The sequence below is a fragment of the Haloarcula limicola genome (assembly GCF_010119205.1).
GTDB lineage: Archaea > Halobacteriota > Halobacteria > Halobacteriales > Haloarculaceae > Haloarcula > Haloarcula limicola.
Window position 1 is genome coordinate 598534 of sequence record NZ_WRXM01000001.1, and the last position, 14986, is coordinate 613519.

General features: G+C 68.6%; 16 protein-coding genes. 14 read left to right on the plus strand and 2 right to left on the minus strand.

Annotated features, from left to right (window positions below; all coding sequences use genetic code 11):
- The first annotated feature begins 23 nt into the window (after window positions 1–23).
- From GO488_RS03045 to GO488_RS19570, 7 genes are all read left to right on the plus strand, one after another.
- Window positions 24–755 (plus strand): ABC transporter ATP-binding protein, encoded by a 732-nt coding sequence (locus tag GO488_RS03045; RefSeq protein WP_162316327.1) that lies wholly within the window; start codon window positions 24–26, stop codon window positions 753–755.
- Complete coding sequence (locus tag GO488_RS03050; protein ID WP_241692884.1) at window positions 752–2149, plus strand: hypothetical protein; 1398 nt, start codon at window positions 752–754, stop codon at window positions 2147–2149. The genes GO488_RS03045 and GO488_RS03050 overlap by 4 nt, the downstream gene beginning before the upstream one ends.
- A 69-nt stretch (window positions 2150–2218) precedes the next feature.
- A complete protein-coding gene (locus GO488_RS03055; protein WP_162316328.1) occupies window positions 2219–3631 on the plus strand; it encodes a sensor histidine kinase in 1413 nt (470 codons plus the stop codon).
- Between the two features lie 36 nt (window positions 3632–3667).
- Window positions 3668–4462: an HAD-IIA family hydrolase gene (locus GO488_RS03060; protein WP_162316329.1), complete on the plus strand. Its 795-nt coding sequence runs from the start codon at window positions 3668–3670 to the stop codon at window positions 4460–4462.
- A gap of 88 nt (window positions 4463–4550) precedes the next feature.
- Window positions 4551–5141, plus strand: coding sequence for a DJ-1/PfpI family protein (locus tag GO488_RS03065; RefSeq protein WP_162316330.1), 591 nt, complete (start codon window positions 4551–4553; stop codon window positions 5139–5141).
- 100 nt (window positions 5142–5241) lie between these two features.
- Window positions 5242–5475: a zinc ribbon domain-containing protein gene (locus GO488_RS03070; RefSeq protein WP_162316331.1), complete on the plus strand. Its 234-nt coding sequence runs from the start codon at window positions 5242–5244 to the stop codon at window positions 5473–5475.
- 1 nt (window position 5476) lies between these two features.
- A complete protein-coding gene (locus tag GO488_RS19570; protein WP_164509609.1) occupies window positions 5477–5644 on the plus strand; it encodes a DUF8143 family protein in 168 nt (55 codons plus the stop codon).
- A 41-nt stretch (window positions 5645–5685) separates the two neighbouring features.
- On the opposite strand, the gene GO488_RS03075 is transcribed toward GO488_RS19570, so the two are convergent.
- On the minus strand, window positions 5686–7005 hold the full coding sequence (locus tag GO488_RS03075) for a PQQ-dependent sugar dehydrogenase (protein WP_162316332.1): 1320 nt from the start codon (window positions 7003–7005) through the stop codon (window positions 5686–5688).
- A gap of 121 nt (window positions 7006–7126) precedes the next feature.
- On the opposite strand from GO488_RS03075, the gene GO488_RS03080 reads away from it, so the two are divergent.
- Window positions 7127–7375, plus strand: a complete 249-nt coding sequence (locus tag GO488_RS03080; protein WP_162316333.1) for an MTH865 family protein — start codon at window positions 7127–7129, stop codon at window positions 7373–7375.
- On the opposite strand, the gene GO488_RS03085 is transcribed toward GO488_RS03080, so the two are convergent.
- The gene (locus tag GO488_RS03085) at window positions 7372–7872 is read right to left on the minus strand and encodes a metal-dependent hydrolase (RefSeq protein WP_162316334.1); all 501 of its coding nucleotides are present in this window, start codon (window positions 7870–7872) and stop codon (window positions 7372–7374) included. The two genes, GO488_RS03080 and GO488_RS03085, sit on opposite strands and share 4 nt — an antisense overlap.
- A gap of 99 nt (window positions 7873–7971) precedes the next feature.
- Here GO488_RS03085 and GO488_RS19575 point away from each other — a divergent pair, with 99 nt between their 5' ends.
- The 6 genes from GO488_RS19575 (at window position 7972) to GO488_RS03110 (ending at window position 14817) form a co-directional block, all read left to right on the plus strand.
- The gene (locus tag GO488_RS19575) at window positions 7972–8133 is read left to right on the plus strand and encodes a hypothetical protein (RefSeq protein WP_164509610.1); all 162 of its coding nucleotides are present in this window, start codon (window positions 7972–7974) and stop codon (window positions 8131–8133) included.
- Window positions 8134–8197: 64 nt separating this feature from the next.
- Window positions 8198–8887, plus strand: a complete 690-nt coding sequence (locus GO488_RS03090; RefSeq protein WP_164509611.1) for a metal-dependent transcriptional regulator — start codon at window positions 8198–8200, stop codon at window positions 8885–8887.
- On the plus strand, window positions 8884–9591 hold the full coding sequence (locus GO488_RS03095; RefSeq protein WP_162316335.1) for a TMEM165/GDT1 family protein: 708 nt from the start codon (window positions 8884–8886) through the stop codon (window positions 9589–9591). Before GO488_RS03090 ends, GO488_RS03095 begins: the two co-directional genes overlap by 4 nt.
- A gap of 42 nt (window positions 9592–9633) precedes the next feature.
- Complete coding sequence (locus tag GO488_RS03100) at window positions 9634–10224, plus strand: winged helix-turn-helix transcriptional regulator (protein ID WP_162316336.1); 591 nt, start codon at window positions 9634–9636, stop codon at window positions 10222–10224.
- A 134-nt stretch (window positions 10225–10358) separates the two neighbouring features.
- Complete coding sequence (locus tag GO488_RS03105) at window positions 10359–13025, plus strand: heavy metal translocating P-type ATPase (RefSeq protein ID WP_162316337.1); 2667 nt, start codon at window positions 10359–10361, stop codon at window positions 13023–13025.
- A 49-nt stretch (window positions 13026–13074) separates the two neighbouring features.
- Complete coding sequence (locus tag GO488_RS03110; RefSeq protein ID WP_162316338.1) at window positions 13075–14817, plus strand: ABC1 kinase family protein; 1743 nt, start codon at window positions 13075–13077, stop codon at window positions 14815–14817.
- Window positions 14818–14986 lie beyond the last annotated feature (169 nt).

A 14986-nucleotide genomic window follows, 5' to 3' on the forward strand; every position in this document is an offset into this window, starting at 1 on the left:
CGCCTCGTCTGTTCCCGCTCGACATGGTTGCCATCGAGACGAGCGACCTGACGCGCCGGTTCGGGGACGTCACCGCGCTCTCCGGCCTCTCCCTCTCGGTCGAGGAGGGGGCGCTGTTCGGGCTGCTCGGTCCCAACGGCTCCGGGAAGACGACCGCCATCGAACTGCTGACCGGTCAACTCGAACCCACGAGCGGGACCGCCCGCGTCGTCGGCCGCGACCCGGTCACAGAGCCGATGGCCGTCAGGGAGGCCATCGGCATCCTCCCAGAGCGCGAGGACCCGCCGAGCTTCCTCACGCCGCGGGAGTACCTGACGTTCGTCGGCGAGGTGCGTGAGACCGCGGAAATCGAGACGCGGATCGACGGGTGGGCCGACCGCCTCGAATTCGCCGGCGTGTTGGACGCGCTCGCAACGGGCCTCTCGGAGGGCGAACGCCAGCGCGTGATGCTCGCGGCGGCGTTCCTCCACGACCCGGACCTCGTGTTCATCGACGAGCCGCTGGTCAATCTCGACCCCATCATGCAAGAGCGGGTCAAAGAGCAACTGGCGGCGTACTGCTCGCGGGGGAACACGCTCTTCCTCTCGACGCACTACGTCGACGTCGCGGCGGAGCTGTGCACCCACGTCGGCATCGTGGACGACGGCGAACTGGTCGCCGAGTGCGACCCGCGCGGGATGAGCGAGGAGGAGTTGCTCGCGTACTTCGTCGAGGAGGTCGGCGGCGACCCGGCGGTCGCGGAGGCGCGGGCGTGACCGGGACGCTGTTCCGCTGGATGCTCCGCGAGGAGTGGCGGCTGCACAGCCACCTCTTCGGCGGCGGCCGCTTCGCCGCCTTTCCGATAGCCATCGCCGTCCTGACCGGCGCGGGGACGTGGCTGCTCGGCCTGACCGGAACCGGCCCCGAAGCGGTCGCCGGCGGACTGGTCGCCCTCGTCGGCTTCTTCGGTCTGCAGGTCGGCACCATCGGCCTCGTCGGCCGCGATGCGCTCCGGGACGTGCTGGGTGACACGACGCTGCTGGTGTTCTCCGCGCGGACGCTCCCCGTCTCCTGGCAACGCCTGCTGGCGACGTTCCTCCTGAAGGACGTCTGTTACTACGCCGGGTTCGTCCTCACGCCGGCCGTCGTCGGCTACGGCGCGGTTGCGGTCGCGGAGGGGACCGCGATCCACCCGCTCCTGCGCCTCTGGGTGGCCGTCGTGGCCGCGTTCGCCTTCGGCGCGTCGCTGAGCCTCGCGCTGGTCGCGCTCGCGGGCCGGAGTCGGGTAGCGTTGCTGGCTGTTCTCGCGGTCGGCGCGGCGGCCGCCGTCGGCGGGTTCGTGGACCTCGTCGCGTACACGCCCTACGCGCTGTACGCCGGCGGAACGCCCGGATCGGTCGTTCGGGGCCTCCTTCCGACGGCGCTGTTGGCCGCCCTCGGCGTCGCGCTGTTCGAACCGATCGAGGAGGGTTCGTCGGGTCGCCATCGGCGGACTGACGGCCTGTTCACGGGCGTCGCGGATCCATTGACGCGGCGGCCGCTGTTGTCCGTGGCCCGCTCTTCGGGGTCGGTCGGGAAGGTCGTCTTCTCGATGGGTGTCCTCTTCGCGGTGACGGCGCTGTTACTCGACCGGATAACGATGGCGACGGGAATCGAGCCGCACGCGGGCATCGCCTTCGGGACGCTGCTGGGACTGGGCGCGTTCACGACGTACAGCTGGGTGACCCAGTTCGATGCACCGCGTGAGTACCTCCGGTTTCCGGTGCGCTACGAACGCGTATTCTCGGGGACGCTCCGGGCGTATCTCCTGCTCTCGCTCTCGGCAGCTGCGGCGTACCTGGCCGTCGCGGCGCTGTGGTATCCGCTCGCTCAGCTGGCCGTCGGCCTCCTCGTCGCGCCGGGCGTCGCCGGCTACGTCTTCGGCGTCTCGGCGTACCTCACCGGACTCGCTCCCAACGAACTCCTCTTCGATACGGCGCTGTTCGCCTGCTTCGGGGCGGCGCTCGCGGCGCTCGCGGTCCCCCTATTGGTCGCGGCGCTGGTCGTCTCCATCGCGCCCTCGTTCGCCGTCGTCGGCGCGGTCGCGCTCTCGGTGATCGCGGGCGTCGTCGGGCGGTGGCTCACCGGGCGGGCCGGACCGCGGTGGGAACGCCGGTTCCGGACCGCTTGATTTTCTCACATTTTTCTGACCTCTACCTATAAGTAACGAAGCGCTCTCTAGGAGAAAGTACGAGCCACGATGGCAGCGGAATCAATCAGGGTACTGGTCGTCGACGACAGCGAGTTCTTCGCGCAGATGACCGCAGAGACGCTGACCGAGGAGCACGGCATGGAGGCCGTCGCAGAACACAGCGGGACAGCCGCGCTCTCTCGACTGGCCGACGGGGAGTTCGACTGCGTCGTCAGCGACTACGAGATGCCGGAGATGGACGGACTGTCGCTGTTGCGGGCGATTCGTGAGGACGACCCCACGCTCCCCTTCATCCTCCTGACCGGGCGGGGCGACGAAGAGACCGCCAGCGCGGCCATCGCCGCCGGGGTGGCCGACTACCTCCTCAAGCTCGAAGTCGTCGAGGACAAACAGTACGGTCGCTTAGCCAACCGCATCGAGAGCGTCGTCGGGCAGGACCGCACCCGCCGGAAGTTCGAGTCGCTGGTCGAGAACTCCCCCGACGGCATCGCGCAGGTGGCGACCGACGGCACGATTCTCTCCGCGAACCGGGCGATGGCCGACCGACTGGGCCGAGACCCCGATTCGCTGGTCGGCGAGCACCTGACCGACGTGATGGACGCGGAGCCCGCTCAGCGCAGAGTCGCCGCGGTCAGGCGGGCCGTCGAGACCGGCGAGACCGAAGAGCTGGAGGACTCGGTCGACGGTCGGCACTACCAGACGCAGTTCGTCCCCGTGGAGAGCCACCGGCAGCGAGACACGGTCCAACTCGTCGAGCGCGACGTGACCGAGCGGGTCGCTCGCCAACGGGAACTGGAGCGACAGAACGAGCGACTGGAGGAGTTCGCGAGCGTCGTCAGCCACGACCTGCGGAACCCGCTCAACGTCGCCCAGAGCGCGATGGAGCTGCTGGAACGCCCCGACGACGAGACGGAGGCGGACCTGCTGGCGAAAGTGGATCGGTCGCTCACGCGGATGGGCGAGATCATCGAGGACGTGCTGACGCTGGCCCGCGAGGGACGCACTGTCGATGACCCGCAGCGCGTGACCGTCGAGGCGCTGGCGACCGACGCGTGGGCGTGGGTCGAGACAGGCGACGCCACGCTGTCGGTGACGACCGACGCGACGATACTCGCCGACACGAAACGCGCCCACGACCTCTTCACCAACCTCTTTCGAAACGCCGTCGAGCACGGCTCGACGAGCAACCGGACGCAGTCCGACGACGCGACCGAACACGACGACCCGGTCGCCGTCGAGGTCGGTTCGCTCCCGGGCGGTTTCTACGTCGAGGACGACGGCGTCGGTATCGACGCGTCGGGAGACGTCTTCGAGATGGGGGAGTCCTCGGGCGAGGGAACCGGCATCGGCCTCGCCATCGTCTGGCAGGTCGCGCGGGCCCACGGGTGGTCCGTCGAGTTGGCCGAGAGCGAGCGCGGCGGCGCGCGCTTCGAGTTCACCGGCGTCGAACCGGCCGACTGAGACGGGTTTTTGCGTCTCGGCCCCCTACGTCGGTCGATGACACTCCGGGGCGTGATTCTGGACCTCGACGGGACGGTGTACCACGACGATAACCTGCTGCCCGGGGCGGCCGACGCCGTCTCCCGCATCCGGGAGCGGGGGCTCTCGATCTGCTTCTTCTCGAACAACCCGCTCCACGACGGCGCGGAGTACGTCGACCGCTTGCGGTCGCTCGGCGTCGACGCCCGAGAGGGGGAGGCCTGCTCGTCGGCGGAAGTCACGCGGGAGTATCTGAACGAGAATCACGGTGGAGACGGCGTCTTCGTCGTCGGGTCGCCGTCGCTCCGCGAGCGCGTTCGGGGGACCAGCGCCGAGCTGGTGACCGACCCCGGCGGCGCGGCGGACGTGTTGCTCGCCTCCTGGACCGACGAGTTCCACTATCGGGACATGCACGACGCGCTGCGCGTCCTCGACGGCGACACCGCGTTCCTCGGGACCGACCCCGACCGGACGTTTCCCGACGCCGACGGGAACCCGATACCGGGGTCCGGCGCGATAATCCGAGCCGTCGCGGGCGTCGTCGAACGCGAGCCCGATCGAATTCTCGGGAAGCCCTCCTCGGTGGCCGTCGACGCGGCGCTCTCCCGGGTCGACTGCGCCCCCGAGGAGTGTCTGGTGGTCGGCGACCGGCTCGACACGGACATCCGAATGGGCGAGCGCGCCGGGATGACGACGGCGCTCGTCCGGTCGGGCGTCAGCGACGACGCGGCCCTCGAACGGAGCGACGTGACGCCGGATTACGTCCTCGACTCGCTCGCCGACGTGGACGACGTCCTCGACGCCGCCCGGTGACGAGACGGTCGTCGTCCGTTACGACGCTCCTGTTGGCTGGCCTACGCCTTTATGCCGCCGCCGACCGTTGTTCCGGGTGGTGATACCGATGGGCAAAGACATCCTCATGATCGTCGGCGACTTCGGCGAAGACTACGAGATAATGGTCCCGTACCAGACGCTGCAGACGGTGGGCCACGAGGTAGACGCCGTCTGTCCGCAGAAGGAGGCCGGCGACACTATCAAGACGGCCATTCACGACTTCCGCGGCGACCAGACGTACATGGAGAGCCGCGGCCACAACTTCGAACTGAACGCGACGATGGCCGACGTGACGCCGAGCGACTACGACGCTCTCGTCGTCCCCGGCGGCCGCGCTCCGGAGTATCTGCGGACCCACGACGAGGTCATCGAGGCGGTCCAGCACTTCTTCGAGGCGGACAAGCCCGTCGCGGCGCTCTGTCACGGCCCGCAGATCCTCGCCGCCGCCGACGTGTTAGACGGCTACGAGATGACGTCGTACCCGGCCTGTCGCGCCGAGTGCGAGGCCGCCGGCTGTTCGTGGGTCGACGGCGTCGTCACCGACCGGAACCTCGTCACCGGGCAGGCCTGGCCCGACCACCCCGAGTGGGTCGCCCAGTTCATGGATCTGCTGGGCGACGAAGTGAGCCACGGCGAGCCGGTCGCCGCCGACGACTGACCTCCGGCGAGCGGCGTTCCGACGGCATAATACCGACGGCTGCCAACCCTTCCCACGGCGGGAATAGATTTGTAAGGGGACCGCGCGAATTCGAAGGTGCATGGTCCCCGATACACCCTCCGACGACAGCGAGAGCGACAGCGGTTGCCCGAAGTGCGGTCACACCGGCACCGACGTCGGTCGCATCTCCACGACCGGCGGCGGCATCTCGAAGATGTTCGACGTGCAGTCCAACGAGTTCCGCGTCGTCTCGTGTACGAACTGCGGCTACTCGGAACTGTACCGAGACACCGGATCGGCGGCGAGCGACCTCGCCGACGTCTTCCTCGGCTGAGATGACGACCGGACTGGTCGCGCTCGTCTTCCTGATCCTCGCGCTCGCCGCACCGCTCGCGCTGTTCTTGCTGGTGCGAAGCGAGGGCGAGCAGCGGGTCGAGACCGACCGCGAGTCGGCCGAACGAATGGCGCGTCGCGACACCGACGACGGTCGGCGGTCGCGCTGATCGCTCGCCGACCTCGCACCAGCCGCGCGGTTTTCCGGTCCTCAGGCTTCTCGGAGCCGATGGACCGCGCCGGTGGACCCGGAGAGGCCGCCCTCGTCGGTCGAACAGACGAGGAGCTCCCCGCTCGGCGTCCGGCCGAAGGAGAGGACGTTCGACCCCATCTCGCCGTCCGCGACGGGGACCGCCGTCACCGACCACCGCGACTCGCCGGTGTCCGTCCCGACGAACAGGTCGCCGTTCGCCCGCCAGTCGGCGAAGACGTAGCGGTCGGTGAGCGCCGGAACGGCGTCGCCATCGTACAGGTAGCCGCCGATGACGGAGATGCCCGACACCGCGCCGCCCTCGTGGGGATACTGGATGATCGGATCCCGTAGTGGCGTCCCGTCGGGCGTCTCCGACGGGCACTCCTCGGCCTGAAAGCAGCGCCGGCCCTCGCGGACGTTCCAGCCGTAGTTGCCGCCGGCCTCGACGATATCGACCTCCTCGAAGCGCGACTGGCCTACGTCGGCGACGAAGAAGTTCCTGTCCGGGCCGAAGGAGAATCGCCACGGGTTCCGAAAGCCCCACGCGAACTGCTCGTCGAGGCCCGACTCGCCGACCAGCGGATTGTCGTCTGGAATCGCGTAGGGCCGACCGTCTTCGCCCTCGCCGTCCACGTCGATGCGGAGGATGCTCCCCAGCAGATTCTCGGTGATATCCTGCCCGTTACCGCCGTCGACGGCGTCGTACCAGTCCTCGACGTGGCCGGTCCCGACGTCGCCGCCCCCGCCGCCGTCGCCGACACCGACGTAGAGGTAGCCGTCCGGGCCGAACCCGACCGACCCCGCGTTGTGGTTGGACTGCGGTTCCGGAATCTCCAGGATCGGCCGCTCGCTCTCGGGGTCGAGCGCGCCGTCGGAAACAGCGAACTCTGAGAGGACGAACGTGTGCGAGTAGTTCGCCGGCGTCCCCTCGCGTCGAGGCGCGCTGTATCTGACGAACGCGCGTCCCGATCCGTCGTAGTCGGGGTGGAGCGCCATCCCGAGGAGGCCGCGCTCGTCGTAGCCGCTCACGTCGACCATCCGGTCGGTGACGTCGAGCGCCATCGTCGGCTCGTCGGCGTCGGGACCGAGATACGCTATCTGCCCGGCCTGGTCGACGACGAAGTACTCGTCTCCGCGCGGCGCGACGACGTCCACCGGCGCGGTGAACCCGGAGGCCACCGGGTCGACGCCGAGTTCGAGGGCCGACAGCGAGGCGTCCGGGGTTCGCGTCGGCGTCGTCTGCCCGCCAGCGCCGTCACCGGGACCCGTACAGCCGCTGAGCCCGGTGAGCGCGAGTCCAGCGCCAGCGAGGAACTGACGGCGAGTGGGACCGTTCATACGCGGGAAAGGGTATCGACGAGCAAGAAGGTTCGCCGCCCTCGAATAAACTCAAAACAACGGGAGAGTGTACCGATGTCGAACCCTTTATGAAACGGCTTGTGCAATGGGTCAAACGATTATGGTCGACAGAGACGAACTCCGCGAGCAGTTCACCGAGGCCTTCGAGGACGCCGACTACCCCGTCTCCAGCCCGATGGGGCTCATCCCGGCGCTGCCGAACGGCCCCTCGACGAAGTTCGAGTCGGGCGACTTCTCGATGACGGCGATGGAGCTCAACACGAAACTCGACGGCGACTTCCCCTACGAGAACGTCGATTCGCTCGTCGACGACGTGATGGCCTCCCTGGAGAGCCGCGACCTCATCTAAGCGGCCGGGAGCGCCGATCGCGAGACGGAGACGACGAGCGCGACCGCGAACACCCCGAGTGCGAGCAGCAGGTAGTTCGCTATCGTATTGTCCGCACGGGCGAGTCGGAGCGTGTAATTCTTCCGCGAGAGCGGCCAGAACGGGGTTATCCCCATCGGCGTGATGACGTCGGCGAGCAGGTGCGAGAGGACGGCGGCGGTGCCGACGACCCCGCCGAACGCCGCCAGTCGCCTCGACGTCTCGACGCCCGTCCCGGTGCCCGCGGCCCACCCAATGGCTCCGAGGACGCCCCCGACGACGAGGGCGAAGAGGAGCGTGTGGGTGACGCCGCGGTGTCTGATCAGCGGAATCCGCTGGTCGAGGTCGGGGACTGGCGCGAGAGCGAGCGAGAGCGCGCCGCCGAGGACCGCCAGACCCGCGAAATCGAACGACAGGAGCGCGAATCCCACCGGCGCGTAGACGAGCAGCGCCGCGCCGTAGTGACCCGGTCGGTACATGGCGCGGCGTTCGTCCGCCGGTGGCTTGTACCTGCCGAGTAGTCCGCGTCCCCGTGCCGCATCCTCGTCGTTTATCCGTCGGGCGTCCCAAGCCGGCGCATGGCCGTCACGTCGGGACTCGACTTGCTGGTGCGGACGTTCGGGCCGTTTCTCATCCCGGCGACGGTGTTCGCCCTCGGTGCGGTCGGCTACCTGTTCCTCTGGTTGCTGACCCGGAACCGCCGGCAGACGTACCGCGCCGAGGACGAGAAGCGGTGGTAGCTCTCCGCGAAACTTGCGCTTAGCCTGCACCATCCTTTTGTGTTAGACCGGTCTAAAATGGCGTATGTTGAGCGCGAAGATGGAGGACTATCTGAAGGCTATCTACCGCCTCGAACGGGAGGGGGACCCGCCCGTGGCGACCTCGACCATCGCGGAGACGGTCGGCGTGACGCCGCCGACGGCGACGAGCATGGTCGAGAAGCTCGAGGACCGCGGCCTGCTCGAACGCGAGAAGTACAAGGGCGTCACGCTGACGCCGGAGGGCGAGACGGTCGCGCTGGAGGTCATCCGCCACCACCGCCTGCTGGAGACGTTCCTCACCGAGGAGCTGGGGTACGACTGGTCGGAGGTCCACGAGGAGGCCGAGATCCTCGAACACCACATCAGCGAGGAGTTCGAGCGACGCGTCGCCGCCGCGCTGGACGAACCCACCGTCGACCCTCACGGCGATCCGATCCCCAACGACCAACTCGACCCCATCGACGACGTTCCGGCGGCCGTGCTGGCCGACCACGGCGAGGGCGCGCGCCTCGAAGTCGTCCGCGTCCGCGACCGCGACGCGGAGGAACTCACGTACCTGGACGAGGTCGGTATCACGCCGGGGACCGAGCTCGTCGTCGAGGAGATCGCGCCCATCGGGATGGTGACGGTGCGCTTAGCGGACGGCGAGACGGTCTCGTTGCCGGACCACATCGCGGACGCGATCCAGGTCCGGAGCCGCGACGACGTCGTCGCCGAGGTGAGCGGTGCGTGAGCGAGGCGACGTGGCTGACGGTCGTCTTCATCGCGGCCGGCGCGCAACTGGCGGTGCTGCCGGGCGAGAAGGTCCAGTTCATCATCGCGGGGCTCTCGACCCGCTTCAACCCGTACACGGTCGTCGCCGCGGCGGGCACCGCCTTCGCCGGGTGGACGGCGGTCGAGGTCTGGCTCGGACAGACCGTCACCGGACTGCTCCCTGGGATCTACCTCGACGCCATGACCGCGGCGCTGTTCGTCGTCTTCGCGTACCTGCTGGTGCGAACGGCACCGGCGGCGGACGACGCCGAGACGGAACCGGCGAGCGGCGTCCTGACTGACGGCGGCGAACTGGACGTTCGCGTGCCGGTCCTCGATTGGCAGGTCCCCAACAAGATGGGCGGCTTCCTCCCGATCTTCGCCCTGATGGCCTTCGGCGAGTTCGGCGATAAGACCCAGCTCATCACCATCTCGCTTGCCGCGCAGTACGCCGCGTTCCCGACGGCCATCTGGACCGGTGAGATGCTCGCTATCATCCCCGTGAGCGTGGCGAACGCGCTGTTCTTCTATCGCTTCTCGCACGCCTTCGACCTCCGGAAGGCCCACTTCGCGGGGGCGGCGCTGTTCGGCTTCTTCGCCGCCGACTTCGCGATGAGCGTCCTGTTCGGCTTCTCGGTCTGGGAGACCGCCGTGGGGGCCGTCGCCGCCGGTCTCCCCTTCTGAGCGACAGGGACACTCATTAGCCTCCGCCGAGGATGCACGGATATGCGAGGACTCGACGACACCGACCGCGAGATACTCAGACTGTTGCTCGCGGACGCGCGCCGCCCGTTCAGCGACATCGCCGAACAGGTCGACCTCTCGGCGCCCGCCGTCTCCGACCGCGTCGACCGCCTGACCGAGATGGGCGTGATTCGCGGGTTCACCGTCGACGTCGACCGGTCGCTCCTCCGCTCCGGGGTACCGGTGCTGGTCGAGATCGACGCCGAACCCGGTCGCGCGGGCGCGATACGCGACGCGCTCGCCGACGCCGAGGCGGTCGAACACGTCTTTCGGACCGCCGACAGCCGCGTGACGCTCACCGCGACGGTGCCACAGTCGGCGGTGCCGAGCTTCCTCGATTCGCACCTCGACTTCGAGGACGTTCGGCAGTACGACGTGCGACTCGTCGCCGACACCGAGTGGACGCCCGGTCTCGGCACCGCCGACTTCGCGCCGGACTGCGCCGAATGTGGCAATACCGTCGACGAGGAGGGCGTCCGCACGACCCTCGACGACGATCCCTACTACTTCTGCTGTGGCTCCTGTGAGGCGCGCTTCGTCGAACAGTACGAGACGCTCAAGGAGCAGGCGTAACGACTGAGTGTGAAACCATAGCTAAATCGAATGTGAGGCGGCCATATTGATTTGGATAGTTGTGTCTGAGTCCACTACGCTTTTCATTCTAATGGAAAAGGGGCATCAAAGAGTAGCCCGTACTAGATACCATCATGAGTGAGCGAACCGTCCGGCTCGAACTGACCGGCATGAGCTGTGCCAACTGTTCGGCCACCATCGAGGAGGCCGTCGGCGAGTTGGACGGCGTCGAGAGCGTCGACGCCAACTACGCCACCGACGAGGGGAGCGTCACGTACGACCCCGATTCGGTGTCGCTCGCCGAGGTCGTGGCCGCCGTCGAGGACGCGGGCTACGGCGTCGTCACGGAGACGGCGAGCGTCGGCATCACCGATATGTCGTGTGCCAACTGCGCGGACACCAACGAGGAGGCGCTCGAACGGACGCCCGGCGTCGTCTCGGCGGACGTGAACTACGCCACCGACGAGGGGCAAGTGACCTATCTGCCGTCCGCGGTCTCTCTCTCGGAGCTCTACGACGCCATCGAGTCGGCCGGCTACACGCCCGTCCGAGAGGACGAGGGCGGTGCGGACGGCGAAGCGGGCGACGGCCAGCAGTCCGGGTCCGACCGGCGCGACGCGGCCCGCAACGCCGAAGTCAGGAAGCAGCGCCGCTTGACGCTGTTCGGCGCGGCGCTGTCGCTGCCGCTGCTGGTCTTCATGGCGGATCACCTGCTCTCGCTCGGCCTGTTCGAGGGGACGCTGTTCGGCGTGCCGCTCGGGTGGGTGCAGTTCGCGCTCGCCACGCCGGTCCAGATCGCCCTCGGCAAACCGTTCTACGAGAACGCGTACAAGGCGCTCGTCAAGAACAAGCGCGCCAACATGGACGTGCTCATCGCGCTGGGTTCCTCGACGGCGTACGGCTACTCCGTCGTCGCGCTACTGGGCCTCATCGCCAGCACGGGGCTGTACTTCGACACGGCGGCGTTCATCCTCGTGTTCATCACGCTCGGAAACTACCTCGAGGCCCGCTCGAAGAGCCAGGCCGGCGCGGCCATCCGCCAGCTGCTGGAGATGGAGGCCGACACGGCCACCGTCGTCCGCGAGGACGGCACCGAGGAGGAGATCCCGCTCTCGGAGGTCGAGGTCGGCGACCGACTGAAGGTCCGCCCCGGCGAGAAGGTCCCGACCGACGGCGTCGTCGTGGACGGGGACTCGGCCGTCGACGAGTCGATGGTCACCGGCGAGTCCGTCCCCGTCGAGAAGGGCGAGGGCGACGAGGTCATCGGCGCGACGGTGAACCAGAACGGCGTCCTCGAGGTCGAGGCGACGAAGGTCGGGTCGGAGACCGCGCTCCAGCAGATCGTCGAGCGCGTCAAGCAGGCCCAGTCGCGCCAGCCCGAGATCCAGAACCTCGCCGACCGCATCTCCGCGTACTTCGTCCCGGCGGTCATCGCCAACGCCCTGCTGTGGGCCGCCGTCTGGGCGCTGTTCCCCGAGGCGCTGGCCGGCTTCGTCGGGTCGCTCCCGATATGGGGGCTGGCGGCCGGCGGTCCCGCCACGGTCGGCGTCGCCGAGTTCGCGGTCGTCGTCTTCGCCTCGTCGGTGCTCATCGCCTGTCCCTGCGCGCTGGGGCTGGCGACGCCCGCCGCGACGATGGTCGGGACCACCATCGGGGCGCGCAACGGCGTCCTGTTCAAGGGCGGCGACGTGCTCGAAACCGTCCGCGACGTGGACACCGTCGTCTTCGACAAGACGGGGACCCTGACCGAAGGCGAGATGGAACTGACCGACGTGGAAGTCGTCGGCGCGGCGGCCGACGGCGGTGAGGCGAGTGCGGCTACCGACGGAGGGACCCTCCGCGAGGCCCCGGAACTCACCGAGGAGTACGTCCTCGAACTCGCCGCCAGCGCCGAGAGCGGGAGCGAGCATCCGCTGGCCCAAGCCATCGTCGAAGGGGCCCGGGAACGCGGCATCGACGTGGCCGACGCCGAGGGCTTCGAGAACGTTCCCGGCCACGGCGTCCGCGCGACGACGCCCCACGGCGTGGTGCTCGTCGGCAACCGCAAACTGCTCGAAGACAACGGGGTCGACACCACGCCCGCCGAGGAGCAGATGAACCGCCTCGAACGCGAGGGGAAGACGGCGATGCTGGTCGCCGTCGCGGACGGTCGACAGAGACAAGCCGACCGGTCGGAAGTGGACACCGGCGACGAGTTCCGCCTCGCCGGCGTCGTCGCCGACGCGGACACGGTCAAGCAGAGCGCCGTCGACGCCGTCGGCGGCCTCCGCGAGCGCGGGCTGGACGTGTGGATGATAACCGGCGACAACGAGCGGACCGCCCGCGCTGTCGCCGAAGAGGTCGGCATCGACCCCGAGAACGTGATGGCCGGCGTCCTGCCCGACGAGAAGGCCGAAGCCCTCGAAGACATCCAGTCGGGAGACCGACTGGCGATGATGGTCGGCGACGGCGTCAACGACGCCCCGGCGCTGGCGACGGCCGCCGTAGGCTGTGCCATCGGCTCCGGCACCGACGTGGCCATCGAGGCCGCCGACGTGACGCTGCTGCGGGACGACCCCGCGGACGTGCTGAAGGCCATCCGCATCTCAGCGGCGACGCTCCAGAAGATCAAGCAGAACCTCTTCTGGGCGCTCGGGTACAACACCGTCATGATCCCGCTGGCCTCGCTGGGGCTCCTCCAGCCGGCGCTGGCCGCGGCGGCGATGGCGGCCTCCTCGGTGTCGGTGCTCGCGAACAGCCTCGCGTTCCGGAAGTACACGCCCGATTCGGACTACGAGCTGCTCGGGTTCCTCCGGCCCTGAGCGGGGGGTTCCAGTACACTCATCTGGCGTGGACTCCGACAGTAGGACAGTGAGCGACTCGCAGCGACCGGCCGGCGGCGGCCCGGCAGCGGATACGGACGTCCGGCAGCCGACGGGTCTCCGCGTCACGCTCCGCGCGCTGTGGCGGGTCCTCGTCGTCGGCTGGCAGTTCCTCCCGTTCGCGGTCGCGTGGGCGCGCGACCGCAAGCGGTTCGTCGTCGTCGGCCGCTCCCGCTCGGTTTCGAGCGAGGATCGGACCCGGCGCGCCCGCCGACTGAAGTCGACGTTTCTCGACCTCGGCCCGGCGTTCATCAAGCTCGGGCAGATGCTCTCGACGCGGCCCGACGCGCTCCCGCGGGAGTACATCGACGTGCTCGCGGAGCTGCAGGACAAGGTGCCGCCGGACCCGTGGGACGAGATCGAACCCCTGCTCGAACGCGAACTGGGCGGTCCGGTGGCCGAGCGCTTCGACGAGTTCGACACCTCCCCCATCAGCGGCGCGTCGCTCGGGCAGGTGTACGAGGCCGAACTCGACGGACAGCGAGTCGCCGTGAAGGTACTGCGGCCGGACATCCGCGAGCGCGTCGAGTCTGACCTGCGCGTGCTGTCGACGCTGACGCCGATTCTGACCTCCGGCGCGGACCCCGCACAGGCGTTCACGCTCGAGAACCTCACCGAGGAGTTCTCGGCGACCATCCGCCGGGAGATGGACTACGCCCACGAGGCGCGGATGTTGCGCGAAATCGGGGATAGCTTCGCGGACACCGACGACGTGGCGATCCCCGACGTCGTCGAGAGCCACTCGACCGATCGCGTGGTGACGATGAGCTACGTCGACGGCGTGAAGATAGACGACGTGACGAGACTCGATGAGATGGGAGTCGACCGCGAGCGGCTCGTCCAGCGCCTCGAAGAGGTCTATATCCAGATGATCGTCGAGGACGGGCGCTTCCACGCCGACCCGCACCCGGGGAACCTGGCGGTCCAGCCCGACGGGACGCTCGTCTTCTACGACTTCGGGATGACCGGCCGCCTCGGCGCGCGGACCCGCGAGCAACTGATGGAGTTCTACGTCGGGCTGGCGACCGACGACGTGGAGCGGGTGATGGACGCCTTCGTCGCCATGGGCGCGCTGGACCCGATGGCCGACCGCGAGGTGATGCGCGAGGCGTTCGAGATCGTCATCCAGCAGTTCCGCGGCGAGGACATCAGCGAGTACCGCATCGAGCAGCTCGTCGGCGAGTTCGAGAGTCAGCTGTACGAGTTCCCGATGCGCCTCCCGCAGGACCTCGCGCTGGTCGTCCGTGTGACCACGGTCTTAGAGGGCGTCTGTCGCACGCTCGACCCGGAGTTCGACTTCATCGAAGTCATCACCGACTACGTGATGGAGCAGGGAGCGACCGATATGAGCGGCGCGCTCCGCGAGGAGATAGAGGAGACGGTGACGCGGTCGGTGCGGTCGAGCGTGACCGCGCTCCCGCGTGCCGAAGCGGCGCTCGACACCGCCGCGCGGGACGAACTCGTCCTGGAGACGCTACTCGAAGACAGCGGCGGGCTGGCCCGACAGATGGCGATACGGCTCCTGCTCGGCATCGTCGCCGCCGCGGGGATCCCGGTGGCGGCGTTCCTCTTCGTGACGACGACCATCGAAGCGACCGCCCTGGCAGTCGCGGTCACGGGTATCACGCTCGGCGTCATCGGGTGGTCGTTCCGCGGACAGCGGCGGGCGGCGCTGACGACGCCGCAGTTCACGCGCCACGAGATGCGGCGACGGCGCGAGGACGAGCGATAAATCCGCAGATCGACGGTAGCGCGTCCGCAGAACTTGACCCTCTACGGCCATCGTCCGCTCACCGGTCGCTCTATCGTCGCGGCGTCGCAGTCGTCGAGAGAGCGGCCGCCCGAATATTGTTCCTTTTGCGCTACGCTATACCGGCAGATAGCACAGCATCTCTACGAGG